Here is a 25,628-nt window from a genome sequence, read left to right on the forward strand (position 1 = left end):
GACGCTCCCTCACTTCATTCACGTGAGGGAGCGTCTGGCGTTAATCGACAGGAAGTGCGGGAGCGTCAGAGCTGGTCGGCGGCCAGCTGCGGCTGGCGGACCTGGGCCGGGGTGAAGTGCGCGCCGGCGTCGGGGAATGCCGGAACCTCGATCCGGGCGTGGCTGTGCACCTCCGCGACGGTGTCCCGCGTATGCTCGGCGATCTTGGCCAGGGTGGTGACCCACATCCCGTCCATGGCCTTGACGCGGCTGATCAGCTGTTCCAGTGCCACCGCTTTGGACGGCCGTCCGGAGATAAACGGGTGGTTCGTCAGCACGAAGCAGCTTCCGGCCGCGTGGTGGGCTTCAGCCTCCAGGGTCCACATTTCCAGGACCTTGGCCGGGCTTTCGATCACTCCGCTGCCGGTCACTCCCGGATAGAAGGCGTACTGCTCCCAGTCGTCGAGTGCCCAGTCGACGGGGATTTCGACCAGATCCCGGGGATCGCCGTCTGCGACGCTGAAGCGGTAGGGTGCATCGCCGTCGAGCAGGCTGGAGTCATACAGGAAGCCGCGGTCAGCCAGCAACGCGGGCGAGTGCCAGTTCAGCTCCCACCAGGGAGCGCGATAGCCGACCGGACGCACCCCCGCGACTTTGGCCAGCGCCTCCAGTCCCCTGTCGATGTACCGGGCCTCGGTGGCGGCGTCGATGCCCTGCATCGGTTCGTGCAGGTAGCCGTGGTGGGCGATCTCGTGGCCAGCGTCGACGATCCGGCGTACAACGTCGGGGTAGCTTTCCGCGGTGAATCCGGGGATGAAGAACGTGGCCTGGATGTCCTGGCGCTGGAGGATCTGCAGCAGCCGCGGCACCGCAACCCTGGGTCCATAGGACTGGTGGGTCATGAGGGACATGCGGCGCGTGCTGGTTGGATCGTGGGCGATGGTGCATGACTCGGCGTCCACATCGAAGGTGAAGGACGCGGCCGCCCGGTAGCCGGCGGGCCAGGTAATGGGGTGGGCGGAGTCCGGGAAGGCGGGGAATTCCATGTTGGTTCCTCTCTAGAGCGTGGCTGCGGTGGTGGACGGGCTGTTCGCCGCTACAGGGATCGCTGCCGGGAGCGACTCGCCACCGGCCAGAAACTTCCGGTGCATCCGGGGGCCAAGAATTGCGTAGCTCGCGGCACTGCTGAGTCCGCCGGCCAGCCAGGACAGGTCCCAGCCTCCCAGGGCAACTGCGACGGGGCCCTGCATGGCGGGCACGAGCCCGTACATGAACAGCCAGGTGGAGAAAATGCCGACCAGGAGGGATACGACGCCGGCCCAGTTGATCCCGGGGAGCCGCTTGGTGCCTACGGCGTCGAACAGCCGTTCAGGCTCGCCGGGCCAGCGCTTTTCGATCCAGAAGTAGTGCACCAGCATCACACCGCCCCAGGCAGCCACCCAGGCAACGAGCCCGATGAGCCAGGCGTCGAGCACCGCCGCGAAGTCCTCCTGGAAGATGAAGAAGACGACGGCGGCGAGGGAGAACACGCCGACGAACAGGTTCAGCTTGTGCCGGCTGACGGAGATGTCGAGGGCCTGGGTGGCGACTGAGAAGGTGTAGATGTTCAGGATGTTCGTGGCGATGGGACCGTGCAGGACCATGAGCAGAACCGGCAGAGCCAGGACGCCGAAGTTCTGGACGATGAGTTTTCCGGGATCGATCTCGCCGCTGTTGGTGGCCAGGCTGGCGCCCAGGATTCCCAGCCAGACGACGGGGATGAACTGGCCCAGAACCGAGGCCAGGTAGACCTTGCGCTTGGGGACCTCGGTGCTGACAAAGCGGGAGTAGTCTGCGGCATAGGTGAACCAGGTGATACCCCAGCCGATGCCGATCGCCGTCATGACAGCGCTCATGGCGGCGATCCGTTCAGAGCCTTCGAGGATATTGCCCGCTGGTCCGGCGTAGGTCCAGTTGATCTTCATGCCGAACCAGGCGACTGCGGACATGACTGCCAGAATGATGATGGTGGGCGGCACTGTCCACTTTTCAAATGCAGCAATGGCCTTGTAGCCGAACCAGGCGATGGCCACCTGTGCGGCCATGATGGCGGTGGCGACGCCGATCTTCCAGGCGTAGTTGTGGGCCGTGGGATCCACCCATCCAAGTGTTCCGAAGAGCGCCATCACCAGATCCAGGATGATCCAGGTGTTGACGGCGCACCAGCCGATGACGAGCAGCGCCTGGATGGCGGCCGGCAGGTAGTTTCCGCGCCGTCCAAAGGCCGCGCGGGCCAGGACCATGCCGGTGGCTCCGGTCTTCTGGCCGAGCAGGACGAAGCATCCGAACAGCAGCATTCCGATGAGGTTCCCCAAGACCAGCACAGTGACAGTGTCAGCAAAGCCGAGTCCGAGGTGGATGCCCAGGGCTCCCAGAACCCAGTTGATGGGCGCCAGGTTGGCTCCGGCCCAGATCCAGAACTGGCCTGAGACCTTTCGCGTGCGCTGTGATTCAGGGATGGGCTGCAGCCAAGCTTCGACGTCTTTGTCGGCTACGGGCCCCGGGCCAGCCGGGACTGCAGTGGAATTGTTGTGCATGTGGGCCTCCGAGGGGAAATGGAACACTTTCAGGTTATGTGCGCCAGACCACACCCAACAAGATACGATGTGTACATCAAAAAGGCCACATGCAATACGGAGCGTCATGCCGATCCTGCTCAGCGAAGTTCTGAAACACCCCACCTTCACCGCCGCCGATCCCGTGATCCGCGCCGGGGCCGCCGCGGTCGCGGGAACGCAGCTGCGGTGGGTCCATTCCAGTGAGGTCTTGGACATTGCTCCCCTGCTCAGCGGCGGCGAACTGCTCCTCACCGGAGGCGATGCCCTGGTTTCGGCTTCAGATGCGCGCCGCGTGGACTACGTCCGGCAACTTGCCGGCCGTGGCGTTGGCGCCCTCGCCGTGGAGAGCGGGCAGACCCTGCCCTCACTGCCGTCGTCGATGATCCGGGCCGCGGAAGAGGCAGGGCTGCCCCTCATCGAATTCCGAAAAGTTGTGCCGTTCGTCGGCATCATGCAGGCCATCAATTCGATGCTGGTCAGCGAATCAGTGGCGCACCTGCGCCGCGCCGACGAAGCCAGCCATGCGATGGCGGTGGAGCTGGCCCATGGCAGCAGCCTCGATCAGATCCTTGCCGTCCTTGCCGGCAACATTGAAGCGGCCCTCGAGCTCTCGACTGTTTCGGGCGTGACGCTGGGCAGCGCTGTGCCCGCCGACGGGGCCTTAAGTCCTACAGAGGGCTCAGGGCCCGACGAACCACAGGGAAACATGCCGGGGCGCGGCCCAGGAACGGACGGGACGCTCATCAACATCGACGTGCCCGTCCGCGGGGTGCCCTCGGCGAGGCTGGCCATCACCGTTCCGCCGCACGGTGACGTCAACCTGGCACGCGTTGCAGGAGGCAGGTGTGTTGACATCCTGTCCCTGGCATTGCTGCAGCGGATGCCGCCCGGGTTGAAGGAGGTGGCCGGCACCGCCCTGCTGCGCGCGGTCAGTTCCGGCAGCCAGCCTTGGCGGCTTCAGCAGCTCGCGCCCGCCGCCGGGATCCCGACGGCGGCGACGGCGGTGGCGGTGATCGTCCGTACGTCCACGTCGCAGCAGTTGCGGTCCGCGATGGACAAGATCCTGAAGAAGTCGGCCCAGCAGAGCGCCAGCTATGTGGACAATTCCGAGCTCCTCGCTCTTGCGGTACTTCCGGGCGGCCGGGAAGCCGCAGCCCGCGCAGATCTCGTGGACGCCCTGCGGGGACTTCCCGTCGACGCCGGAACCACAACTGCAGTGGGCCCTCTCGCAGCCGGGATTGAGAACGCAACGTGGTCGCTCACGGAGGCCAGGTGTGCGCTGGACATCGCGGGGAGCCAGGGGCTCCGTGCGGACCTGCCGACGTCGGACTCGGCCGGACTGGTGGTCGACGTCGAAGAACTCGCCGTGGAGCGGCTGGCGGCGCAGCACCTGGACCAGGCGGCGCGGCAGGATTATGTCCGCCAGCAGCTAGGTCCCGTGCTCGAGCACGACGAGCGGCGGAACTCCCAGCTGCTGAGAACCCTGGCGATCTGGCTCGACTCCGGCTGCAACACTGCGCAGGCAGCCAGGGAACTGCACGTCGAGAGGCAGTCCATGCACCACCGGCTACAGCGGATTTTTGAGCTGTGCGGCGGCGATCCGCGGGGAACAGGAAGGCTCGCGGCACAGCATCTGGCAACCCGGCTCGCCGCGCTGTAGCCCGGTGGGCAACTGGGAGGACGCTCCCTCACCTTTCGCAAGAAAAAAACGAGACGCTCCCTCACGGGTGAGGGAGCGTCTCGAATCAAGCGGCGGGAAGTGAGGGAGCGTCCGGGGCCTGGCCAGCAGTTACCGGAGCACAACCGTCCTGTTGCCGTGGAGGATCACCCGGCCCTCGCAGTGCCAGCGGACGGCGTTGCTGAGGGCCTTGCATTCGGTGTCGCGGCCGGCGGCCACCAGGTCCTCCGGCCCGTACGTGTGGTCCACGTCCACCACCTGCTGCGAGATGATGGGTCCCTCGTCGAGCTCCGCGTTGACGTAGTGCGCGGTGGCGCCGACGGTCTTCACGCCCCGGGCGTAGGCCTGGTGGTACGGCTTGGCGCCCTTGAAGCTCGGCAGGAACGAGTGGTGGATGTTAATGGCACGCCCCTCCAGTTTGCGGGTGAGGTTGTCACTGAGGACCTGCATGTAGCGAGCCAGCACCACGAGCTCGACGTCGAACTCGTCCACGAGTTCCAGCAGCCGCGCCTCTGCTGCAGGCTTGGTATCCGCCGTGACGGGCACGTGGAAGAACGGGATGCCGTGCCATTCCACGAGCGTCTGGTGGTCGGTGTGGTTGGAGACCACGGCCACCACGTCCACGGGGAGTTCACCGATGCGGGCACGGAAGAGCAGATCGTTGAGGCAGTGCCCGAACTTGGAGACCATGATCAGCACGCGTCGCTTGGATCCGTGCGGCTCCAGCCGCCAGCGCATCCCGAAGCGTTCGGCCACGGGGCCAAAAGCGGCACGCAGGGTGTCCGCGGTGGAGGCATCGCCGTCGGACGCAAAGTGCACCCGCATGAAGAAGTGCCCTTCGGAGCGTTCGCCGAACTGCTGGTTGTCGATGATGTCGCAGCCGTGCTCCAGCAGGAAGCCGGAGACGGCGTGGACGATGCCCGGCGACTCCCGGCAGTCGAGCGTCAGGACGTGCTCGACGGTGGTTGCGGGCTCGGCAGGGATAGATTCAGGTTTAGTGGCAGTCATGGCTCAGCACTCGATCACATTCACGGCGAGGCCCCCTCGGGACGTCTCCTTGTACTTGGTTTTCATGTCAGCTCCTGTTTCACGCATGGTTTTAATGGCTTTGTCCAGGGACACTTTGTGGCTGCCGTCGCCGTGCAGCGCCAGCCGCGCGGCGTTGATGGCCTTCACGCTGGCGATCGCGTTCCGCTCGATGCACGGGATCTGCACCAGGCCGCCCACGGGGTCGCAGGTCAGCCCGAGGTTGTGTTCGATTCCGACTTCGGCGGCGTTTTCCACCTGTTCGGGCGTTCCCCCGAGCACCTCGCACAGCCCGGCTGCCGCCATGGAGCAGGCCGAGCCCACTTCGCCCTGGCAGCCCACTTCAGCGCCGGAAATGGAGGCGTTGACTTTGAACAGAATTCCGACGGCGGCTGCCGCCAGCAGGAAGCGCACGACTCCGTCGTCGTCCGCCCCCGGAATAAACTTCGCGTAGTAGTGCAGGACGGCCGGGACGATTCCGGCCGCGCCGTTGGTGGGGGCGGTGACGATGCGGCCCCCGGCCGCGTTCTCCTCGTTGACGGCGAGCGCGAAGAGGTTCACCCACTCCATCGCCCGGAGCGGATCGGTGACGCCGGTGTCCGCCGTCAGGGTCTGGAAGAGCTGCGGCGCACGCCGCCTCACCTTCAGCCCGCCGGGAAGGATCCCCTCCGCGGAGCATCCGTTGTCCACGCATTCGCGCATGACCGCCCACAGCTTCAGCAGCTCCTCGCGGAGCTCCGCTTCGCTGCGCCACACCAGCTCGTTGGCGAGCATCACGTCGGAAATCGACATGCCTTCACGTCGGCAGATCGCCAGGAGTTCGTCGGCGGTGGTGAAGGGGTACGGCAGCGGGGTGTCATCAGCCACCACGTTGTCGCCGGGGGCGGCGTCGCCGTCAACGACGAAACCGCCTCCGATGGAATAGAAGCTTCGCTCGCTGAGGACAGCACCGGTGTGGTCCAGGGCCCGGAAGGTCATGCCGTTCGGGTGTGCGGGCAGCGACTTCCGGCGGTGCAGCACCACGTCCTCGTCCCAGTTGAAGTCCACCCGGTGGTCTCCCCCGATGCGCAGTTCGGCGTCCAGTGCGGCGGCAGCCACCTGGTCGTCCGCAGTGGACGTGTCCACGGTTTCCGGCTCCAGGCCCTGCAGTCCGAGGACCACAGCCTTGTCCGAGCCGTGGCCGCGGCCGGTCGCGCCGAGCGATCCGAACAGCTCTGCCTGGACCCGCGTGGTTGAGCTCAGGAGCCCGGTGCCTTTCAGTCCGTCAGCGAACTGCTTTGCTGCCCGCATCGGGCCGACCGTGTGTGACGACGACGGCCCGATGCCAACAGAAAACAGATCCAGGGCGCTGAGCGCCATCAGGGTACCTCGGGGGAAGCGAACTCCCTCATGGCGTCCAGGAGCCACCGGCCAAGGTAGTCCGCAAAGGAGGCGCGGGGGAACAGCCGGAAGCTTTCGTCGCCGGTCTTGAACAGGACCACCGGGATGTTGCCCACTTCGGTGTTCAGGGCGGTCCCCGGCGTGAAGCTGCGCGGGTGCAGGTCCAGGGAGCAGCCCTTCTCCAGCACGGCCCGGGCCCGCGCTCCGGAGAGCTCGAACGTCGTGCGGTTGGCGGACAGGTCCACCACCTGGCCCGGGGCGTCGCCCAGGGCGGCCACGAGGGAGCCGATCAGGTCGCCGCCCAGGGAGTCGTGGGCCTCTTCCGGAGCCACGACCAGGAATTCCTGCGGGCCCAGCCACAGAACCGTGACGCGCTCAGTGCCGGCCACTTCGCCGCAGCGTGCCGGCAGCCCGCCGGTGACCGACGCGATCCGTGCCCCTGCCTCGGAGCCGGGATCCACCCGGACGCCCGCCATGGTCTGGAACTGTCCCTCTTTCAGGACGACCGTTCCTTCGATGGAGCCAGCCTCCATGGCACCAGCCAGGTGCGATGCAGGGCTGCGGCGGATTTCCCGGAGTCCATTGATGCCTGTGAAAGCTGCGGTATTAGCCATCTTTGCGGGTCCCTTCGGGGTCAAAAAGTACGGTTTCTGCGACAACAACGTCGACCAGCTGGTCGCCGGCGGCGGCCACGAGGGTCTCCCCGATGCGGTTGCGGCCGTTCTTGATCAGCGCCAGCGCGAACGACCTGCCGAGTGCGGCGCTGTGGTAGCTCGAGGTCACGAAGCCCTGCATGGGCACGGGCCCGTACGCAGTTTTCACAGGGATCCCCTTCTCCACGAGCTGCGTGCCTTCCGGCAACCGCAGGCTGCCGTCCACGGGCAGGACGCTGACCAGGTGCTTGCGGTCTTCGCGCTGCGCGTCCACGCGGGAGTACGAGCGCTTGCCGATGAAGTCCTTGGCCTTGGAGACGATCCACTCCATGCCGGCGTCCTGCGGGGTGACCGTGCCGTCGGTGTCCTGCCCGACGATCGGGTAGCCCTTCTCAGCGCGGAGCACGTGCATGGTTTCGGTGCCGTACGGGGTGATGTTGAATTCGGCGCCTGCAGCGGCCACGGATTCCCAGGTGTTCAGCCCGTACCAGGACGGCACGTTGATCTCGTAGGCCAGCTCACCGGAGAACGAGATGCGGCAGATCCGCGCCCGCACGCCGGAGGCGAGGGTGGTTTCGCGGAAAGTCATGAACGGGAACGCCTCGGCGTCCAGGCCGCCGTTGGCGGCAAGTTCGGGTGCCACCTTTGCGATCACCGCGCGGGACTTGGGCCCGACGACGGCAATGGTGCTCCACTGCTCGGTCACCGAGGTGCAGTGCACGTCCAGTTCCGGCCACTCGGTCTGCAGCCATTCCTCGAGCCAGTCCAGCACCTTCGCCGCGCCGCCGGTGGTGGTGGTCATGAAGTAGCGGTCCTCGTCGAGGCGCAGGGTCACGCCGTCGTCGAAGATCATGCCGTCGGGCAGGCACATGACGCCGTAGCGGGCAGACCCCGGTGCGAGCTTCTTGAACGCGTTGGTGTAGACCCGGTTGAGGAACTCACCGGCGTCCTTGCCCCGGATTTCGATCTTGCCGAGGGTGGTGGCGTCCATGAATCCCACTGATTCCCGGACGGCGGCGCACTCGCGGAGCACGGCTTCTTCCATGTCCTCCCCGCCCTGCGGGTAGTACCAGGGCCGCTTCCACTGCCCCACGTCCTCGAACAGTGCACCCTGAGCGACGTGCCACGGGTGGATCGAGGTGACGCGGGCGGGGTCGAACAGCTCGCCGCGCTGGCGTCCGGCCAGTGCCGCGAAGGCCACGGGGGTGAACGGCGCCCGGTAGGTGGTGGTGCCGATGTCGCCGATGCCCCGGGACGCTTCGCCGGCCTGCCGGAGGGCCGCGGCGATGACGCCGATCGCGTTGACGCCCGAGGTCTTGCCCTGGTCGTTCGCGGTGCTGATGGAGGTGTAGCGCTTGATGTGCTCCACGGACCGCATGCCTGCGCCGGTGGAACGCAGGACGTCGGCCACGGACTGGTCGCGCTGGAAATCGACGAAGTGGTGGTGCCAGTCGTCCGGCGTGCCGGTCTGCCCGGGGACCAGCCACAGCTGGCGGGTGGTACCGGAGGCTTTCGGCTCGCTGAGGACGGAAGGCTGGACTGCGGACTCGAAGCCGGCGGCGATGGCCGCCGATGCTCCGGCGGAGATGCCTTCGGCGAGGCAGTCAGCGAGATCGAAGCTGCCTCGGCCTGAACCGATTGTCTGCTGGTTCGGGACCACGGTGGACGGCACGAAGGCCGCCAGGTCCTCGTCCCAGCGCAGCTTGCCCTGCCGCTGTGAGTGCAGGTGCACCAGCGGGCTCCAGCCGCCGGAGACTGCCAGCAGGTCGCAGCCGATCTCCTCGACGCCGGAGGTGAGTTCGCCGTCGTCGTTGATGCTGCGGACGGTGACGCTGTTGATCCGGCCGTCAGTGTCGGTTCCGGCGGCGACGGAAGCCGTGTCGGCCACGGCGCTGCCGATCAGCACGCGGGTGCCGGCTTCGGCGGCGGCTGCAGCCGCCGGCGTGAGGGCGGGACGGGCGTCGACGATGGCCGCAACCTTGACGCCGGCGGCGCGCAGGTCCGCGGCGAGGGCGTAAGCCGAATCGTTGGTGGTCCCGATGACCACCCGCGTCCCAGCGGCGACGGCGTAGCGGTTGAGGTAGCTGCGGACGGCCGAGGCGAGCATGATGCCGGGGCGGTCGTTGTTCTCGAACACCAGGGGGCGCTCGTGGGCGCCGGGGGCCAGGACCACCTGATTGGCACGGATGTGCCAAATACGCTGGCGGGACACACCGGGGGCGGCCGGGCTGGACAGGTGGTCGGTGCGGTTCTGCACTGCGATGACGTAGTTGGCGTCGTAGGCGCCGAAGGCCGTGGTGCGGTTCAACACGGTGCATTCGGCGGCGGACACGAGTTCGGCCTCGACGTCGGCAACCCATTCCAGGGCGGGCTTGCCCTCGATGGTGTCCGCCAGTCCGGGAGCCGTGGATCCGGACAGCAGCGATCCGCCCAGTTCGGGCTGGTCGTCCATGAGGATGACGCGGGCGCCGGTCCGGACTGCTTCGCGGGCGGCGGCGAGGCCTGCGGGGCCGCCGCCGATCACGAGGACGTCGGTGTGGACGTACTTCTTGTCGTACTCCGCCTTGTCATCGGCCGGGTCCAGACGGCCCAGGCCGTTCAGCAGGTCAGCCTTCAGGCCGTCCACCAGGCTGACGGTGGTGGCGGGAAGCATGGACTCGGCCACGTCACCGGGGAACCGGGCTTCGATCCGCACCAGGGCGTTGGGCTCTTCCACCCCGGCGGCCATGATGCCGCGGGGCCGGTCCTCGTACAGGGAGCTGCCGACGGCGACGCGGCCGTTGGCGAGCAGCGCAGAGGCCAGCGTGTCGCCCGGGTGTCCCGTGAATTCCTCGCCGTCCACCGTGAAGCGCCAGGAGATGCTGCGGTCGATGCGTCCGCCGGTGCTGAGGCGCGCGTTCTGGGAAGTCATTTCGTTGCTCCCTTCGGGGCGGTGGTGCCGGCTGGTGAAGCAGCCGGGGCGATGCTGGTAGCAGAGATGCTGGGTGCGGCATTCCCGGTGGTGGTGCTGTCAGCGGCGGTGCTGGCAGTTCCGGCTTCGGCCGCGGCGGGGATCCTCACGTCGGGCCGCGGCGTGCCCATCGGGTAGATGGCCTGGATGTCGTAGGTGACCGTGTCGCGGAGCATATTGAACCACTGCCGGCATCCGGTGCTGTGCACCCACCGCTCAGCGAAGCTGCCCTTGGTGTTATCGCGGTAGAACAGGTACTCAGCCCATTCCCGGTCGTTGAGATCGTTGGGGTTTTCGGGGTAGGCCACATGGGCCTGGCCGCCGTAGTGGAACTCGGTTTCGTCCCGCGGGCCGCAGTTGGGGCAGGAGATAAGCAGCATGTGCGTCTTCTTTCTTATGGACCGTGGCTAGTGGGCGACGGCGGCAGCGCCGTGCTCGTCGATCAGGGCACCGGTTTCGAAGCGCTCCAGGGCAAACGGCCTGTTCAGCTTGTGCGGTGTTCCCGTGGCGATGGTGTGCGCGAAGGTCAGGCCGGCAGCTGGTGTGCCCTTGAAGCCGCCGGTTCCCCAGCCGCAGTTGACGAACATGTTCTCCACGGGGGTGAGTCCCACGATGGGTGAGGCGTCGAGCGTGGTGTCCACGATGCCGCCCCAGGTCCGGAGCACGTGTGCCCTGGCAAAGATGGGGAACAGTTCGACGGCGGCTGCCATCTGGTGCTCGATCACGTGGAAGGAACCGCGCTGGCCGTAGCCGTTGTAGGAGTCGACGCCGGCGCCCATGACCAGCTCGCCCTTGTGCGCCTGGGAGACGTACACGTGCACGTGGTTGGACATCACCACGGTCGGGTGGACCGGTTCGTGGAGTTCGGACACGAGTGCCTGCAGCGGGTGGGACTGGATGGGAAGCCGGAATCCGGCCATCTCGGCCAGGACCGAGCTGTGGCCCGCGGCGCACAGGCCCACCTTTTCGGTGTTGATGGTGCCGCGGTTGGTCTTGACGCCCACCACGCGCTCGCCGTCCTTAAGGAAGCCGGTGACTTCGCAGTTCTGGATGATGTCCACGCCCATCTCGTCGCACTTGCGGGCGAAGGCCCAAGCGACGTGGTCGTGCTTGGCGATGCCGGCGCGCGGCTGGTAGGTGGCGCCCATGACCGGGTAGCGGATGTTGTCGCTGGTGTTCAGGATGGGGCAGAGTTCCTTGACCTGATCCGGTTCCAGCCATTCGGCGTCAACGCCGTTGAGCTTGTTCGCGCCCACGCGGCGGATGCTCTCGCGCACGTCGCCGAGGGTGTGGGCCAGGTTCATGACGCCGCGCTGGCTGAACAGGAAGTCGTACTCCAGCTCCTCCGGCAGGATCTCCCATAGCTTCAGGGCGTGCTCGTAGATGGCCGCGCTCTCGTCCCAGAGGTAGTTGGAACGGATGATGGTGGTGTTGCGGGCCATGTTGCCGCCGGCCAGCCAGCCCTTTTCGAGGACGGCGATGTTGGTCATGCCGTGGTTCTTCGCCAGGAAGTAGGCGGTAGCCAGGCCGTGCCCGCCGCCGCCCACGATCACGGCGTCATAAGAGGACTTGGGCTCCGGGTTGCGCCACAGGAAGTCCGGGTGTTCCGGGAGCTGATGGGTGCTCACTGGGCTGCTCCAATCATGTCTGTCTCAAAGGCGGCAATCTCGGAGTCGCCGTTCAGGTGCGGGTAGAGGGGGAACTGTCCGGCGAGCGCCGTCACGCGTGCACGGAGTTCGACGGCGGTCGCGTCGTCGAGGGTGCCGCTGCCGGCGGAGGCGATGAGCGCCGTCGCGATAACGTCTGCAACCTCGGTGAATTCGGCGGCGCCGAAGCCGCGGGTGGCGAGGGCCGGGGTGCCGATCCGGAGGCCCGAGGAGACCATCGGCGGGCGGGGGTCGAACGGTACGGCGTTGCGGTTGACCGTGATGCCGATCTTGTGCAGGGCGTCTTCGGCCTGCTGGCCGTCCAGTTCGGAGTTCCGCAGGTCCACGAGGACCAGGTGGACGTCCGTGCCGCCGTTGACCACGGTGATGCCGGCAGCTTCGACGTCGGGCTGCAGGAAGCGCTCGGCGAGCAGCTTGGCGCCCTGCAGGACGCGCTCCTGGCGTTCCTTGAATTCGGGACCGCCGGCGAGCTTGAAGGCCACGGCCTTGGCGGCGATGACGTGCTCCAGCGGGCCGCCCTGCTGGCCTGGGAATACGGCGCTGTTGATCTTCTTGGCGTACTGCTCCTTGGCGAGGATGACTCCGCCGCGCGGTCCGCCCAGGGTCTTGTGGGTGGTGGTGGTGACGACGTCGGCGTAGGGAACCGGGTTGGGGTGCAGCCCAGCCGCGACCAGGCCGGCGAAGTGGGCCATGTCCACCATGAGGTAGGCGCCCACGAGGTCCGCGATCCGGCGGAATTCTGCGAAATCGAGCTGGCGGGAGTAGGCGGACCAGCCGGCGACGATGAGCTTCGGCTTGTGCTCCAGTGCCAGGGCCTCGACTTCGGCCATGTCTACCCGGAAGTCGGATTCACGGACGCGGTAGGGAACCACGTTGTAAAGCTTGCCGGAGAAGTTGATGCGCATGCCGTGGGTGAGGTGGCCACCGTGGGCCAGGTCCAGGCCCATGATGGTGTCGCCCGGGTTCAGCAGTGCGAACATTGCGGCCGCGTTGGCCTGGGCGCCCGAGTGCGGCTGGACGTTGGCGAACTCGGCGCCGAAGAGGGCCTTCACGCGGTCAATGGCGAGCTGCTCGACCACATCGACGTGTTCGCAGCCGCCGTAGTAGCGCTTGCCGGGGTAGCCCTCGGCGTACTTGTTCGTGAGGACCGAACCCTGCGCTTCCATGACGGCGGACGGAGCGAAGTTCTCCGAAGCGATCATCTCCAGGGTCGACTGCTGGCGCACCAGCTCGCGGTCAATCGCCTGCTGGATTTCGGGATCGACTGCGGAAAGTCGCTCGTTCAACTGCTCAACCACGGGTGCTCCTTTGAAATACCTTTTTGACTTGGACTGATATATCAGTGTTGGTCTCAATGGTATGATTGCAATCACAAATGAGTCAATAGCCGGAAGCAAAGTGGGTCCCGCTTCCGATCGATCCAGGATTGGAGCCGCGCCGTGAATGCACTGACCGCCCTGCTTCCCGCCGAGGAAGAAGCGCCGTCCCAGGCGGAGGCCGCTTACCGGCAGTTGCGCGACAAGCTGATCATGCTGGACATCCGCCCGGGTGAACCCATCAATGACGGACAGCTGGCCATCGAGCTCGGCTTCAGCCGGACGCCGGTACGCGAGGCGATCAAGCGGCTGGAGGTGGACCACCTCGTGGTTTCGTATCCCCGCCGGGGAACCTTTGCCACCACCGTTGACTTCACGGAACTGGCCGACGTCTCGGAAATCCGGGAGCTGCTGGAACCGCTGGCGGCACGCCGTGCCGCCACCCGCGCCAGCGCTGCCATGCGCCGCGAGCTACTCGAGGTCGCCGAGACCATCGCGGAGCTCGCGCCCAATCCCGCGGAGTCCCGGGAACTGATGCGCTACGACCTGATGGTGCACCGCCTGATCTACCGCGCGGCTGCCAACCCGCACCTGGAAGACACCCTGATCCGCTACGACAACCTGGCCACCCGCATCTGGTGCGTGGTTCTGGACAAGGTCCCGTCGGTCAGCGGCCACATTACCGAGCACGTGGACCTGCTGAAGGCCGTGGCGGACGGGGACGCAGACAAGGCAGGCGAGCTCGCCCTGCATCACGTGACGAGCTTCGAGGAAACCATCCGCAAGGTGCTGTAGGCCCGCCACCCCAGCCAACGCTCCCTCACTCACACGAAGGATCCCCCCGGGAGTTCCCGGGGGATCCTTCGCTGTCCAACTGCGCCAGGCCGCTTACAGGGACTTAGCGTCCGCCTCCGCCGATCACGCCCTTCTCGACGGCCTTGGTCACGGCGTCGGCCTCGGCCTGGGTCAGCGTGCCGTCGCTGACAGCGGTGTCGAGCTTGGTCTTCAGGGCGGCGGCACGCTCCGCCTGGGCTGCGGTGCGGATTTCCTCGAGAGCCGCCGTGACCTTCGATTCCTCGACGCCAAGCTTCTCAGCCAGGGATCTGGCCATCGCCGCGTCCATGGCGGAACGGTCAGGCCTGGTGCGCTCGGCAGGCGGTGCCGTAGGTTTGTTGGCTTCCCGGAACGCCTGGAGCGCCTCGGTCACCTTGGCTTCCTCGACCCCAAGCTTGGAGGCAAGATCCGCCGCGAGCTGGCCGCGATCCCCCTTATGGCCGCCGCGCTTGCCGAAGCCATCGGTGGGTGCTGTGCTGTCTGCCGATGCACTGGCACTTAGGGTGGGCGCCGGTGTTTCGGCAGCCGATGCCATCCCCGTGACTCCCATTCCGGCGCCGAGGGCCAATGCCCCGGCCGCGATGCCCAGCGTGATTCTCTTACTACGTGACATGCCGATTCTCCTCAATCCGCCGCATGACGCGGCTTTTGCTGAAAAGGCGGCTGTTTTCCGCCCTTCCTCAAAGATGAGGCAGCGGCTTAAGGCACGGCTGTTCCGAACCTGTCAGCCTGCTGTGAATGCGGGCCAGGCGATCAAGTCACTCGCCGAGGGCGGGCACGGCTTCAGCGGTGCCTCTTCCGGCGCGTCGGCCACTTCACGTTCAACAGGAGCAATCCCAGCAACAAGGAGTCAACCGTCATGATTGCCGCAATGAGGTAGGCCCAACCGATCATCATGCGTTGCTCACCGCTACGCGACGGCCCGGGGTGCGGGGGTGCATGAGAATGCACATACTGATCTCCTGACTTGGATCCCCCAGCCACTCGATAGTTCATCAAGTGTGCCACGACGTCGCCCGCGAAGGAATGGCTTTTAACGGCCAATGGTCGGACGACGGCGGGAGGTTCCCGCCGTCGTCCTCTCACCTTTGCCGGCGAATGGTCAGTTCTTGACCACGTCCAGTTCGATCACGGCCCAGGACAGCGCCGGCAGGGTGGCCCGGAGTTCGGAGCCGCTCGCCTTTGCGCCTTCCAGCGGCCTGAGCCCGACGCGGTCCGGGCTGCCCTGGGTGTTCATTGTGAAGCGGTCCCCTCCTTCGGGGATTTCCAGGACCTCCGCCCGGAGCACCTGGCGGGCATCAAAACCGCGCAGGGCGACGTCGATGTCTGCGGCTTCCTCGAGGCCGCGGTTTGCCAAGAACAGTGCCACGCGGCCCGTCTCCTCATTCCAGGTGGCGCTGACGTCCACGAGGTCGGTGTCCCCGAAGCGGGCATTTTCGTACTTGTCAGAGTCGACGGCGAGACGCAGGATCTGGCCTTTCGCGAGTTCGGCCATGCGTGCGAAGGGGTGGAAGATGGTCTGCCGCCAGGCCGGGCCGTTTTCCTCGCTGAAGATCGGGGCGATGACGTTGACCAGCTGCGCCTGGTTAGCGATCTTGACCCGGTCGCCGTGGCGCAGCAGCGAGTTGAGCAGGGTACCCACCACGACGGCGTCCGTCACGTTGTACTTGTCCTCGATGACCCGGGGGTGCTCGCGCCAGCCGGCCTTAGAGACGTTGTGCGGCTGGTCCTCCGTGTCGAGGCCGCGCTGGTACCAGACATTCCACTCGTCGAAGGACAGGTTGATGTGCTTCGTGTGCTTTCCCTTGGCGCGGACGGCGTCAGCGGTGGCGATGACCGATTCGATGAAGTAGTCGGTGTCCACGGCGCTGGCAAGGAAGCTGCCGGCGTCGCCCTCGTGCTCCTGGTAGTAGGCATGCAGCGAGACGTAATCCACTTCCTCGTAGGCGTGGGTCAGCACCGTCTGTTCCCAGGCCCCGAAGGTCGGCATGCCGGAGCTGGAGCTTCCGCAGGCTACGAGTTCGATGTCCGGGTCCACGAAGCGCATCGCCTTGGCGGCTTCCTGGGCCAGCCGGCCGTACTCGTCCGCGGTCTTGTGGCCGATCTGCCAGGGCCCGTCCAATTCGTTGCCGAGGCACCACAGCTTGATGTTGAAGGGATCCTTGTGCCCGTTCTTGGCGCGCAGGTCCGACAGATGGGTTCCGCCCGGGTGGTTGGCGTACTCCACGATCTCGCGTGCCGCATCCACTCCCCTGGTGCCCAGATTGATGGCTTCCATGATTTCGGTCCCCGCCTGCCGGGACCAGTCCACAAACTCGTGCAGTCCGAAGGCGTTTGTTTCCAGGGTGTGCCAGGCGCCGTCGAGCCGCCGGGGGCGGTTATCCCTGGGACCCACCCCGTCTTCCCAGTTGTAGCCGGAGACGAAGTTCCCGCCGGGGTAGCGGATGACGGTGGCCCCGAGTTCCTTGACGAGCTTGAGCACGTCCTGCCGGAAACCGTTCTCGTCGGCCTCCGGATGGCCCGGTTCGTAGATTCCGGTGTAGACGCAGCGGCCCATGTGCTCAACGAAGGAGCCAAAAAGGCGGCGGGGCACCTCCCCGATGGTGAAGTCGCGGTCGAGGGTGATTCTTGCGCGGGACATGTGGAGTATCTCCTTTTGGTTGAACAGGTTCGTTGGAAGTAATCAAGGCCGGTTCAGGTGCCGGCGAGTCCCGTCGTCGCAACGCCTTTGATGATCTGGCGCTGGAAGAAGAGGAAAACCAGGATGAGCGGCAGCGCCGCGAGCAGCGCGGACGCCATGTTCTGTGCATATTGGATGCCGTAGGCGCTCTTGATGGTCTGCAGTCCCACCGGAAGGGTCAGGACGGACCCGTCATTGGTGGAGATGAAGGGCCAGAGGAAGTTGTTCCACGCGCTGATGAAAACGAAGATGGCGACGGCGGCGAGGATCGGGCGTGAGAGCGGCAGGATGATCTGGAGGAAAATCCGCATCCGGCTGGCACCGTCCATCACCGCGGCTTCCTCGAGTTCGCGCGGGATCTGATCAAAGAACTTTTTGAGCACAAACACCATGGCGGGATGGATGACCTGGGGCAGGATGACCGCCCAGGACGTGTCGATCATGTGCAGCGCCACCATCTGGTAAAACAGCGGAATCATCAGCACCGGCGGCGGGATGATGATGGAGGCGATGATCACCGTCATCAGGACTTTCTTGCCCCGGAAGTCGATGCGGGACAGGGCATAGGCGACCAGTGCGGAAATGGCGAGCGTGATCACCGTGATGGCGGCTGAGGTGTAGAAGGAATTCCACGTCCACAGCGGGATGTTGCCGTCCTGGAACACTTTGACGAAGGCATCCGCGGTAAAGCCCGACGGCGGGAACCAGCTGACTTCCGGCGCTGCGGCGTCGGTCTCGCTCTTGAAGGCCGTGACCGTGGCCCACGCGAAAGGAACGAGCCACAGGATTGCCAGGAGCGCGGCCACCGCCGTCACGGCCGCCTTGCCGGCGGTGATCTTCCTGCGGGGTTTGCGAACGGCGGATGCGGCGGCGGTGTGCGGAGCGGGGCGGGTGAGTGTCTGGGTAGCCATGGTTATGCACTCCTGCGGCGCGTGATGACGAACTGCATGACCGAGACGATCACGATCAGCCCGAAGAAGATGTAGGAAACGGCTGCGGAGTAGCCCAGCCGGTAGCCGGTAAAACCGGTTTCGAAGATGTACTGCACCACCGGCCGCGTGGAACCGCTGGGCCCGCCGGCCGTCATCTGGTACACCTGATCGAAGATTTTCAGTGATGCCAGGATCTGGAGGAGGACGATCATCACTGTGGTCGGCGCCAGCTGCGGCAGGGTAATGGAGAAGAACTGCCGCCAGGCCCCGGCCCCGTCCAGGGATGCCGCCTCGTAGTGCTGATGGGGGATGTTCTGCATGGCCGCCAGGTACAACAGAAAATTGAACCCGACGGTCCACCATAGCGTGGCGATGACGATGGCCCACATCGCCACATTCGGATCGTTCAGCCATGCCACCTTGGGAAGCCCGATTTTGGACAGGGAATCGTTGATCAGCCCCAATTGCGGGTTGTACATCCAGGTAAAGAAGAGCGAGACCACCGTCGAGGCGAGCAGGTACGGGGCAAAGTAAGAGAGCCGCCACAGCCACTGCGCAGGCAGTCCGACGTTCAGCAGTGCTGCCATCACCAGGGCAACGAGCACCAGGGGAACGGTGCTGATCACCGTGAAGTAGAGCGTGTTGCCGAGGGAACGCCACATGTCCGCGTCGGCCAGGGCCTCAGCGTAATTGGCCAGCCCGATCATGCTGTCGTTGGCTCCGGTGAGGGACTTGCCGGTGAGGCTCATGAACAGGCCGTAGAGAATGGGCCAGACGAGGAAGACCAGGAAGAAGGCAAGGAACGGGGCGGCGAAGCCCCAGCCGGTCAGGTTGTCCCTGGTTTGGCGGGGACTGGCCGGGTCCGGGCCGGACGTTGTGAGACCGGGTCCGGTGGGATTCGAGGTGGCGGTACGCTCAGCGCTGCGGCCGGATGTTGCTAAGGAACTCATCAGGACTCCTTTGTCGCTCGGGTGGCTCAGACCGGGTTGGGCCGGAAGAGAAGGGTGTTGGTGCGGTGCACGAAGGCGTCCCAGCCATCGGCAGCCTTGTCGCGGCCGAGGAGCACGTTCTGCACGTTTTCCGCAAAGTAGGTCTGCCAGTCCGAGCCGCTGCCGCTGAACCAGGATTCGGGGTCGTACGTGATGATGTCCGCCGCGTTGGCGTAATGAATCTGAGGGGTCAGTTCCCGGTACGCCTGTGACTGCACAACCGGCTGATAGGCCGGGATGTGTCCGGCCTCGGCCCACGACAGCGACCCCTTGAGGACATCGCTCACGAACTTGTATGCGCTGCGCCGCTTCGCGTCGTCGTCGTTCAACTGGCGGGGCAGGACGAAGGAATGCGAGTCGGCATAGGAAGCCGGGGTCCCGTAGAGGGTGGGGATGGTTGCCGCATCGACAGGCAACCCGGCCTTCTTGAGGGTGGGAAGTTCCCAGACGCCGCTGAAGAGCATCCCTGAACCGCCGCGGGCAAACTCGGCGATGCCCGTGCTGATGTCCCCGCTCTTGGCGGCGATGGTGTCGTCGAACAGGGACGCCATGAACTCCAGGGACTCCACCGCGGCGTCCCGGTCGGCCTTCATGGGCCGGCCGGGGGTGAGTTCCATGTCCACGCCGTGCTGCTTGTAGAGGGTGTAGAAGAGACGCCACATCTGGGACCCGCTGCCAAGGTAGCCGAAGGACAGGCCGTGCGCCTTGGTCACTTTCTGCATCTCGCGGGCGATCTCGAGGAACTCCTGCGGGGAGCCGGCCTCCTGCAGCTGTCCGTTGGGGGCGAGGACTCCGGCTTTGCCCGCAACGTCGCTGTTGTAGAACATGACGAAGGGGTGGGAGTCCAGGGCGATGGAGAAGACCTGGCCATTCTGTTGGCTCTTGTCCCAGATCCTCGGTGCGAAGCTTTGGGCCGTCACGCCGTGTTCGGCAAGCAAGGACATATCCCAAGGGTCGATAAGTCCCCCAGGTGCGTAACCGGGAACCCGGCTGGCGTGCATGATGGCCAGTTCCGGCGGACGGCCGCCTGCGGACGCCATGGCCAGTTTCGTGTAGTAGGGAGGCCCCCACGCCAGAACGGTCGGATGAACGGTGAAACCGGGATTGCCCTCGTTCGCCTTGGTGATCATTGCCTGCATCTTGACGCCGTCCCCGCCGGACAAAAGATGCCAGAAAGCAATGTCCTGCGCCGCGGCGTTGGCACTTCCGCCGCAGCCAGTGAGGCCGGTGGCCGCGAGCATGCTGCCGAGGACGGCCGAACCTGCCAGTAACTGCCGCCGGGTCACTTGTTTCCCGGCAAAAGAATCAAACTGCTTCACCCGTCACTCCTTTGGATGGGTCCGCTGAAAAGTAGGTCCTAGTGGCACACCACCCCCTTGATCCGGTTAGCTACGCGCGGGACGAGCAGGGCTCTGGTGTGACGCAGGCCCCACATTACATCGATGTAATGGGAGCCACAAGGAAAAATTGTTAGCGCCAACAATTTTTCTGTCGGGGCATCGACTAGCCCCGGGTACTGTCCCGCTCGACAATCCTGTAGTCAACGGTGGCCACCCTCTGCCCGCCCGTACGGTCTGCCATGCGCTCGGTGAGCAGCCGCAGCGCCTCGGTGGCGATGCGCCGCTTGTCGAAAGAAACGGTGGTCAGCGACGGCACGGCATATTGCCCGTCGGCGATGTCGTCAAATCCGGCCACGGCGACATCATCCGGAACCCTGATCCCCCTCTTCCACAGCACACTGAGCGCACCGATGGCCATGGAGTCCGTGAAACAGAACAGCCCTTCGGGAAGCGGGTGCGAGTCCAGGTACGAGGTGAGCGCGGCGGCAGCCGTCTGCGGCGTCCACTTTTCGCAGGGGATCAGCAGCGAGTCGTCCCGGTCAATGCCGAGCTCATCCAGCGCTGCCTGGTAGCCGCTGGTGCGCAGAATTGCGGCGGCCGAATTCCGACCCTCGGCGGTTCCAAGCACTGCTATGCGACGCCGACCCGATCTGCCAAGCGTCAGCGTCATGTCGCGGGCAGCAGCAACGCTGTCCACCCACACACGGTCAGCCAGCTTTTGCGACACCTCTCCCAGCAGGACCACCGGGGGGAGCGAGACGCCCACCTTGACGGCACTCTCGTCCAGCACCACGGGGTTGAGGATGAGGCCGTCAACGAGATTGGAGCGGGCGCGGGACATCAGCTCGAATTCGCGCTGCGGATCGGACCCGGTTTCCTCGATCTGGACACTCCAGCCCTGCTCGTGGGCAACTTCCACCACGTTGTGCGCAATTTCGGCAGAGTAGGGCGTCGCCAGGTCCGGCAGTGCAAGGGCAATGACGCCCGACCTGCCGTTGCGCAGGCCGCGCGCGGAGAGGTTGGGCACATAGTCGAGTTCGAGCATGGCCTGCTCCACCTTGAGCCGAGTGGATCCGCTGACCGGAACGATGCCGTTCATGACATTCGAGACAGTTTTGGGAGAAACGCCGGCGAGACGCGCGACGTCCTTGACGGTTGCGCGCACTGCTCCCCTTTCACGGTTCAGGGACTCACGGTTCCGGGATTCACGGATTCCCGGGATTCACGGTTCCGGCCGAAGCGGCCGCCAAGGCGGACGCCGCATGGATTGTCTGCTGATGATGTTACCGCCCGTCCTGGGGATGGCTCCGGAAGCGTCTTGACAACCCCAGTTGTTAGCGCTCACAGTAAGGTGGAAACCACCTCAACCGGAAAGCTGACTGAATGAAGAACTGGGCAGGAAACCTGAACTACGCCTCAACGGCTGTCAAGCGGCCCCAATCCGTGGCCGAGCTCGCCGAGCTGGTGGCGCGCACTGATCGGGTCAAAGCCCTGGGATCCCGCCACTCCTTCAACCGCGTTGGGGATACCGACGGCGTGCATGTGCTGCTGGACGCCCTGCCGCAGCACATCGAACTGGCCCCGGAACGGCAGACGGTGCGCGTCACCGGCGGGGTGAGTTATGGTGCCCTGTGCCGCACCTTGGAACAATCCGGCCTCGCAATCCACAACCTGGCGTCGCTGCCCCACATTTCCGTGGCAGGAGCAATTCAAACAGGCACCCACGGCTCCGGTGTGAACAACCCCTCCCTGGCTGGGGCAGTAGTCGGAATCGATATGGTCAGGCCCTCCGGCGAGCAGGTTTCGCTCTCGCCTGGGGATGGCGATGAGTTCCTGGGCAGCGTGGTGGGCCTGGGCGCCCTTGGCATCGTCACGGGCATGAAGCTCGCCGTCAGGCCAAGCTTCCAGATGCGCCAGCGCGTTCTGGAGAACCTGCCGTGGGAGCGGGCAATGGCGGACTTCACACAACTTGTTTCCAGCGCCTACAGCGTGAGCCTCTTCACCGACTTCACGGGCGATTCCATCATCAGCCAGGTCTGGCTCAAGGCGCTGGACACTGAGTCTCCGCTGACCGAACTGTTCGGCGCCACACCTGCCCCACTCCCCCGGCACCCACTGCCGGGGATGTCAGCCGAGAACTGCACCGTCCAGATGGATGAACCCGGCCCCTGGCTGGACCGGCTGCCGCACTTCCGGCACGATTTCACGCCCAGCAAGGGCGAGGAACTGCAGAGCGAATTCATCCTGCCGCTGGAGCATGCACCTGCCGCGCTCGAAGCTGTGCGGAGCCTCGCGGTTAAACTCGCGCCGCTGCTTTTTGTCTCCGAGGTCCGTACCGGTGCCGCAGAGGATTTCTGGCTGAGTCCCTTCTACCGGCAGCAGAGCGTTGCCGTGCACTTCACCTGGAAGCCGCTGCAGCCGGAGGTGGAGGCGGTTCTGCCGCAGCTCGAGGACCTGCTTCGGCCGTTCGGGGCAAGGCCCCACTGGGGCAAGCTGTTCTCGCCCGGCGGCCACGACTGGGAGTCGCTCTACCCGCGCCTTGCCGATTTCCGGCTGCTGGCAGCAGCTCACGATCCGGAGGGCAAGTTCCGCAACGGGCTCCTGGACAGCATCCTCGGCGTCCCTGCGGTGAGCGCGCGCTAGGCGGTTGCGCTACGCCGGCCTCCCTGTATTGCCTCGACAACAGAGAATCCGCCGTCACCGTAAGGCGACGGCGGATTCGCTGTCGTTGGCCGGATGAGCCCGACCGAACTAGATGAGTGCCAACTAGATGATCGCTGCGCGCAGTTCCTTGGCTGCAACGGCGGGGTCGGCGGCGCTGTAGATGGAGCCGCCGACGACGGCGACGTCAGCGCCGGCGCGCTGCACCGAGTTGATGGTGGAGAGGTTCACGCCGCCAGCGACGGAGAACGGCACGCGGGCTTCCTCGCCGGCGCTGAGCAGCACGTCCAGGTTGTAGCCCGGCTTGGCCTGCTCATCCAGGCCTGCGTGCATCTCTACGAACTTGGCGCCCAGCGCGCGGACTTCCTTGGCGCGGGTCACCTTGTCGGCAACGCCGATCAGGTCAACCACAACGCCCTTGTTGTGGGCCTTAGCTGCCTTGACCGCACCGGCAATGGTGGAGTCATCGGCACCGCCGAGCACCGAGACGAGGTCCGCACCGGCTGTGAAGGCGATGTCGGCTTCCAGCTCGCCTGCGTCCATGGTCTTCAGGTCGGCGAAGACGATCTTGTCCGGGTGCGCGGTCTTCACCGCGGTGACGGCGGACAGCCCGGCGTTCTTCACGAGCGGCGTGCCGAGCTCGATGATGTCCACGTATTCGGCAACCTGGCCGGCGAGCTCCAGGGCGGCTTCGACGGTCAGGACATCCATGGCGACTTGCAGTTTCATATGTGATTCTCTTTCTCTTTTTGTTGAGGCTGGCTTTTTGTTGTGGCTGGCTTCAGGGGAGGTTCAGGTCAGCGGACCGGGCGGCTCATTCGAGGTTCGCGTGGCGCTGCCAGAGTTCCTCAGGTGTTGCGGCGTCCTCGTCCCAAAGGCTTTGGAACACCGCCTCAGTGGTGGCAAAAAGCACCTGCTCGAACAGGCTCCCCGAGTACTGCCGGGAGAGGTTCGAGCCGTGGTCTGTCTTCTGCGCAGCAGGGATAATCACGACGGCGGAGGCCGCCTTGGCGAGCGGGGAACCGGCGTTTGTGGTGTAGGCAGCGATCCGGGCGCCCTGGGCCGCGGCGGTTTCGGCGGCCTTGACCACTCCGGCGGTGGTGCCCGAGCCGGAAGCTGCGAGGAGCAGGTCGCCGGAGCGGATCGCGGGCGCGGTGATCTCCCCGACGACGTGCACGTTCAGGCCGAGATGCATCAGCCGCATGGCTGCCATCTTCAGGACGAGCCCGCTGCGCCCGGCTCCGGTCACGAAGATCCTGTCGGCCAGCCTCAGTTCGGTGACCAGGGCAGCGACCTGCGCCGGATCGACGCGCTGGAACACTCCGCTAATTTCGTCCTGAACCAGGCTCCGGTTGCGATCAAAGGACCGGGACACACCGGCCGGGGCGGCCTGATCAGTTTCTGAGACGACGCTCATTGGCAGATACCCTCCTTCACGTAAGTTGTCACCTGTCCATCCTCGCCCGTCCATCGAGTGGGTCCAACGCTTTGATCGGACGGTCTCAACCACCCAAAGGGGTAGGCAAATTGTCGAGGACCCGTAAACTGGGTAGGTGGTTACTCCTGTCGAAGCTCCCAAAACTTCCCCCCTTCTCCCGCTGGACGCCCCGCTGGACGCCGCGGTGCCGGACCTGAGCACACTGGCCCTCCATGCCCAGCCGCTGCTTGAGGCCATCGCCGCACTGTCCACAGCGCCGCTGGCAACCATCGCTGCACGACTGCGGGATGCCACGCTCCCCTATGTACGCAGCAGCGCCCTGGTCATCTTCACCGAGGACTGCACCGGCCGGCCTCAAAAGAAGGCCGGTAACGAGGCCATCATCAGCCGCGTCTCCATCGCCGAACTCGACCACATCCGGTCTTCCCTTTCCGAAAGGGAGTTGGGCGGCGACGGTGTGCCCGGCGGCGTCAGCTCCCCCTGGCTCGGCGAAGCCGTGCTCGGCGGCGAGAATCGCCCGGTCCTGGCCCTCTCCTCGCCGAGCAATGCGCTGCTGGTCCTCGCCGATCCGCAGCCCCTGCCCGATCCGGCCGACCGGGCGCCCGCGGAACGGCTGCTCCGTTACCTTTGGACGCTGGCTGCCGAGCGCATCCGGGAGAAGGTGGCGGATGCACCGCCGTCGTACCTCATTGAGTCCCGTGCGGCCTCGGCCGAACGGGTAAGGGTGACGGCCGAGCTCGTGGACAGGCACTCAACCACCCTCGAAACCCTGCTCGCCGCACTGCGCTCTCCGGCCCTCACTGATGAGGCCGCGCGCAAGGCGGCCACGGAAACTGCCGCCAAGGCCCTGGTGGGACTCCGCACGCTCAGCGACCGCACCACCGAGCTCGTGGAGGAGCCCGTCTCCTCGGCGTTCCAGCGCCTCCGCGAGGATCTGAAACCCCTGATGCACTTCAGCGGCATTGACGTCCAGTTCATCGAACCCCCCGTCAACGGCCGCGCCCTTCCCGGCGAGGTGGCCCACGCCGCCCGGGCGATCGTCCGGGGCCTCGTCCTTGCGATGGTGGACCAGGGCGGGGTGCGCCGGATCCGGACGCAGTGGGACTGCGATGGCGAGAACCTGCTCGTCAACGTCCGCGACGACGGTCCCGGCGAACTGTCCGGAGAGTCACCGAACCTGGCCCGTCTCGGTACCCGGGTGGAAGCCCTGAACGGCCGCATGTCCGTCGATGTAATGCCAGGCTGGGGCGCCGACGTCGCCGTCGCAATTCCCCTCGATCCGCCGGTGCGCCAGATGGCCGACGTCTCCGAGTGGAAGCTCGGCGACCGCGAGCTGGAGGTGCTCCAGCTGCTGGCCGCCGGGCAGCGGAACCGGGCCATCGCCGCGAAACTGCACATCAGCGAGAACACGGTGAAGTTCCACCTGCGGAACATCTTCCGGAAGGTGGGGGCGTCCTCGCGTACTGAAGCCATCGCGATGGCCCACAGCAAGGGCCTGCGCTAGCCGG

General features: G+C 65.7%; 21 protein-coding genes. 4 read left to right on the forward strand and 17 right to left on the reverse strand.

What is annotated here, in order from left to right:
- Positions 1–65: 65 nt before the first annotated feature.
- Together AC5RUM_RS20775 and AC5RUM_RS20780 are read right to left on the reverse strand one after the other, a co-directional pair.
- Entirely contained in the window at positions 66–1,025 is a 960-nt protein-coding gene (locus tag AC5RUM_RS20775) for a polysaccharide deacetylase family protein (protein WP_494036720.1), read from the reverse strand.
- A 12-nt stretch (positions 1,026–1,037) separates the two neighbouring features.
- Positions 1,038–2,555, reverse strand: coding sequence for a purine-cytosine permease family protein (locus AC5RUM_RS20780; RefSeq protein ID WP_494036721.1), 1,518 nt, complete (start codon positions 2,553–2,555; stop codon positions 1,038–1,040).
- Positions 2,556–2,661: 106 nt separating this feature from the next.
- Here AC5RUM_RS20780 and AC5RUM_RS20785 point away from each other — a divergent pair, with 106 nt between their 5' ends.
- On the forward strand, positions 2,662–4,236 hold the full coding sequence (locus AC5RUM_RS20785) for a PucR family transcriptional regulator (protein ID WP_494036722.1): 1,575 nt from the start codon (positions 2,662–2,664) through the stop codon (positions 4,234–4,236).
- A 129-nt stretch (positions 4,237–4,365) separates the two neighbouring features.
- Here AC5RUM_RS20785 and purU read toward each other — a convergent pair whose 3' ends face one another.
- From purU to glyA, 7 genes are read right to left on the reverse strand one after another with little or no spacing between them, the layout of a single operon-like run.
- Complete coding sequence (gene purU, locus AC5RUM_RS20790; RefSeq protein ID WP_494036723.1) at positions 4,366–5,262, reverse strand: formyltetrahydrofolate deformylase; 897 nt, start codon at positions 5,260–5,262, stop codon at positions 4,366–4,368.
- 3 nt (positions 5,263–5,265) lie between these two features.
- Positions 5,266–6,639 (reverse strand): L-serine ammonia-lyase, encoded by a 1,374-nt coding sequence (locus AC5RUM_RS20795; protein ID WP_494036724.1) that lies wholly within the window; start codon positions 6,637–6,639, stop codon positions 5,266–5,268.
- Positions 6,639–7,274 (reverse strand): sarcosine oxidase subunit gamma, encoded by a 636-nt coding sequence (locus AC5RUM_RS20800; protein WP_494036725.1) that lies wholly within the window; start codon positions 7,272–7,274, stop codon positions 6,639–6,641. Before AC5RUM_RS20800 ends, AC5RUM_RS20795 begins: the two co-directional genes overlap by 1 nt.
- Positions 7,267–10,224: a sarcosine oxidase subunit alpha family protein gene (locus tag AC5RUM_RS20805; RefSeq protein ID WP_494036726.1), complete on the reverse strand. Its 2,958-nt coding sequence runs from the start codon at positions 10,222–10,224 to the stop codon at positions 7,267–7,269. Before AC5RUM_RS20805 ends, AC5RUM_RS20800 begins: the two co-directional genes overlap by 8 nt.
- Entirely contained in the window at positions 10,221–10,643 is a 423-nt protein-coding gene (locus tag AC5RUM_RS20810; RefSeq protein WP_400580493.1) for a sarcosine oxidase subunit delta, read from the reverse strand. Before AC5RUM_RS20810 ends, AC5RUM_RS20805 begins: the two co-directional genes overlap by 4 nt.
- A 27-nt stretch (positions 10,644–10,670) precedes the next feature.
- The gene (locus AC5RUM_RS20815; RefSeq protein WP_494036727.1) at positions 10,671–11,891 is read right to left on the reverse strand and encodes a sarcosine oxidase subunit beta family protein; all 1,221 of its coding nucleotides are present in this window, start codon (positions 11,889–11,891) and stop codon (positions 10,671–10,673) included.
- Positions 11,888–13,228: a serine hydroxymethyltransferase gene (gene glyA, locus AC5RUM_RS20820; protein ID WP_494036728.1), complete on the reverse strand. Its 1,341-nt coding sequence runs from the start codon at positions 13,226–13,228 to the stop codon at positions 11,888–11,890. The genes AC5RUM_RS20815 and glyA overlap by 4 nt, the downstream gene beginning before the upstream one ends.
- A 141-nt stretch (positions 13,229–13,369) precedes the next feature.
- On the opposite strand from glyA, the gene AC5RUM_RS20825 reads away from it, so the two are divergent.
- Positions 13,370–14,041, forward strand: a complete 672-nt coding sequence (locus AC5RUM_RS20825) for a GntR family transcriptional regulator (protein WP_494036729.1) — start codon at positions 13,370–13,372, stop codon at positions 14,039–14,041.
- Between the two features lie 103 nt (positions 14,042–14,144).
- Here AC5RUM_RS20825 and AC5RUM_RS20830 read toward each other — a convergent pair whose 3' ends face one another.
- The 6 genes from AC5RUM_RS20830 to AC5RUM_RS20855 form a co-directional block, all read right to left on the reverse strand.
- Positions 14,145–14,693 carry a hypothetical protein gene (locus tag AC5RUM_RS20830; RefSeq protein WP_494036730.1) on the reverse strand — a complete coding sequence of 183 codons (549 nt, stop codon included), beginning with the start codon at positions 14,691–14,693 and terminating at the stop codon, positions 14,145–14,147.
- 489 nt (positions 14,694–15,182) lie between these two features.
- Positions 15,183–16,721, reverse strand: a complete 1,539-nt coding sequence (gene arfA / locus AC5RUM_RS20835; protein WP_494036731.1) for an arabinosylfuranosidase ArfA — start codon at positions 16,719–16,721, stop codon at positions 15,183–15,185.
- 53 nt (positions 16,722–16,774) lie between these two features.
- Entirely contained in the window at positions 16,775–17,671 is an 897-nt protein-coding gene (locus tag AC5RUM_RS20840) for a carbohydrate ABC transporter permease (RefSeq protein WP_494036732.1), read from the reverse strand.
- 2 nt (positions 17,672–17,673) lie between these two features.
- Positions 17,674–18,642 carry a carbohydrate ABC transporter permease gene (locus tag AC5RUM_RS20845; RefSeq protein ID WP_494036733.1) on the reverse strand — a complete coding sequence of 323 codons (969 nt, stop codon included), beginning with the start codon at positions 18,640–18,642 and terminating at the stop codon, positions 17,674–17,676.
- Positions 18,643–18,668: 26 nt separating this feature from the next.
- Positions 18,669–20,000 carry an ABC transporter substrate-binding protein gene (locus AC5RUM_RS20850; protein WP_494036734.1) on the reverse strand — a complete coding sequence of 444 codons (1,332 nt, stop codon included), beginning with the start codon at positions 19,998–20,000 and terminating at the stop codon, positions 18,669–18,671.
- Positions 20,001–20,184: 184 nt separating this feature from the next.
- On the reverse strand, positions 20,185–21,186 hold the full coding sequence (locus AC5RUM_RS20855; RefSeq protein WP_494036735.1) for a LacI family DNA-binding transcriptional regulator: 1,002 nt from the start codon (positions 21,184–21,186) through the stop codon (positions 20,185–20,187).
- Positions 21,187–21,404: 218 nt separating this feature from the next.
- On the opposite strand from AC5RUM_RS20855, the gene AC5RUM_RS20860 reads away from it, so the two are divergent.
- Entirely contained in the window at positions 21,405–22,664 is a 1,260-nt protein-coding gene (locus AC5RUM_RS20860; RefSeq protein WP_494036736.1) for a D-arabinono-1,4-lactone oxidase, read from the forward strand.
- A gap of 123 nt (positions 22,665–22,787) precedes the next feature.
- Here AC5RUM_RS20860 and hxlA read toward each other — a convergent pair whose 3' ends face one another.
- Both hxlA and hxlB read right to left on the reverse strand, forming a co-directional pair.
- On the reverse strand, positions 22,788–23,411 hold the full coding sequence (hxlA, locus tag AC5RUM_RS20865; RefSeq protein WP_494036737.1) for a 3-hexulose-6-phosphate synthase: 624 nt from the start codon (positions 23,409–23,411) through the stop codon (positions 22,788–22,790).
- 85 nt (positions 23,412–23,496) lie between these two features.
- Positions 23,497–24,099 carry a 6-phospho-3-hexuloisomerase gene (hxlB, locus tag AC5RUM_RS20870; protein WP_494036738.1) on the reverse strand — a complete coding sequence of 201 codons (603 nt, stop codon included), beginning with the start codon at positions 24,097–24,099 and terminating at the stop codon, positions 23,497–23,499.
- 214 nt (positions 24,100–24,313) lie between these two features.
- On the opposite strand from hxlB, the gene AC5RUM_RS20875 reads away from it, so the two are divergent.
- The gene (locus tag AC5RUM_RS20875; protein WP_494036749.1) at positions 24,314–25,624 is read left to right on the forward strand and encodes a helix-turn-helix transcriptional regulator; all 1,311 of its coding nucleotides are present in this window, start codon (positions 24,314–24,316) and stop codon (positions 25,622–25,624) included.
- The last annotated feature ends 4 nt before the right edge of the window (positions 25,625–25,628 follow it).

The organism is Arthrobacter sp. B2060, assembly GCF_059090445.1.

Coding starts and splice junctions, on each gene's coding strand:
- arfA (WP_494036731.1), bottom strand. CDS start 16,721: ATGTCCCGCGCAAGAATCACCCTCGACCGCGACTTCACCATCGGGGAG.
- AC5RUM_RS20840 (WP_494036732.1), bottom strand. CDS start 17,671: ATGGCTACCCAGACACTCACCCGCCCCGCTCCGCACACCGCCGCCGCA.
- AC5RUM_RS20775 (WP_494036720.1), bottom strand. CDS start 1,025: ATGGAATTCCCCGCCTTCCCGGACTCCGCCCACCCCATTACCTGGCCC.
- AC5RUM_RS20780 (WP_494036721.1), bottom strand. CDS start 2,555: ATGCACAACAATTCCACTGCAGTCCCGGCTGGCCCGGGGCCCGTAGCC.
- AC5RUM_RS20830 (WP_494036730.1), bottom strand. CDS start 14,693: ATGTCACGTAGTAAGAGAATCACGCTGGGCATCGCGGCCGGGGCATTG.
- AC5RUM_RS20860 (WP_494036736.1), top strand. CDS start 21,405: ATGAAGAACTGGGCAGGAAACCTGAACTACGCCTCAACGGCTGTCAAG.
- AC5RUM_RS20810 (WP_400580493.1), bottom strand. CDS start 10,643: ATGCTGCTTATCTCCTGCCCCAACTGCGGCCCGCGGGACGAAACCGAG.
- AC5RUM_RS20845 (WP_494036733.1), bottom strand. CDS start 18,642: ATGAGTTCCTTAGCAACATCCGGCCGCAGCGCTGAGCGTACCGCCACC.
- hxlB (WP_494036738.1), bottom strand. CDS start 24,099: ATGAGCGTCGTCTCAGAAACTGATCAGGCCGCCCCGGCCGGTGTGTCC.
- AC5RUM_RS20800 (WP_494036725.1), bottom strand. CDS start 7,274: ATGGCTAATACCGCAGCTTTCACAGGCATCAATGGACTCCGGGAAATC.
- hxlA (WP_494036737.1), bottom strand. CDS start 23,411: ATGAAACTGCAAGTCGCCATGGATGTCCTGACCGTCGAAGCCGCCCTG.
- AC5RUM_RS20805 (WP_494036726.1), bottom strand. CDS start 10,224: ATGACTTCCCAGAACGCGCGCCTCAGCACCGGCGGACGCATCGACCGC.
- AC5RUM_RS20795 (WP_494036724.1), bottom strand. CDS start 6,639: ATGGCGCTCAGCGCCCTGGATCTGTTTTCTGTTGGCATCGGGCCGTCG.
- purU (WP_494036723.1), bottom strand. CDS start 5,262: ATGACTGCCACTAAACCTGAATCTATCCCTGCCGAGCCCGCAACCACC.
- AC5RUM_RS20785 (WP_494036722.1), top strand. CDS start 2,662: ATGCCGATCCTGCTCAGCGAAGTTCTGAAACACCCCACCTTCACCGCC.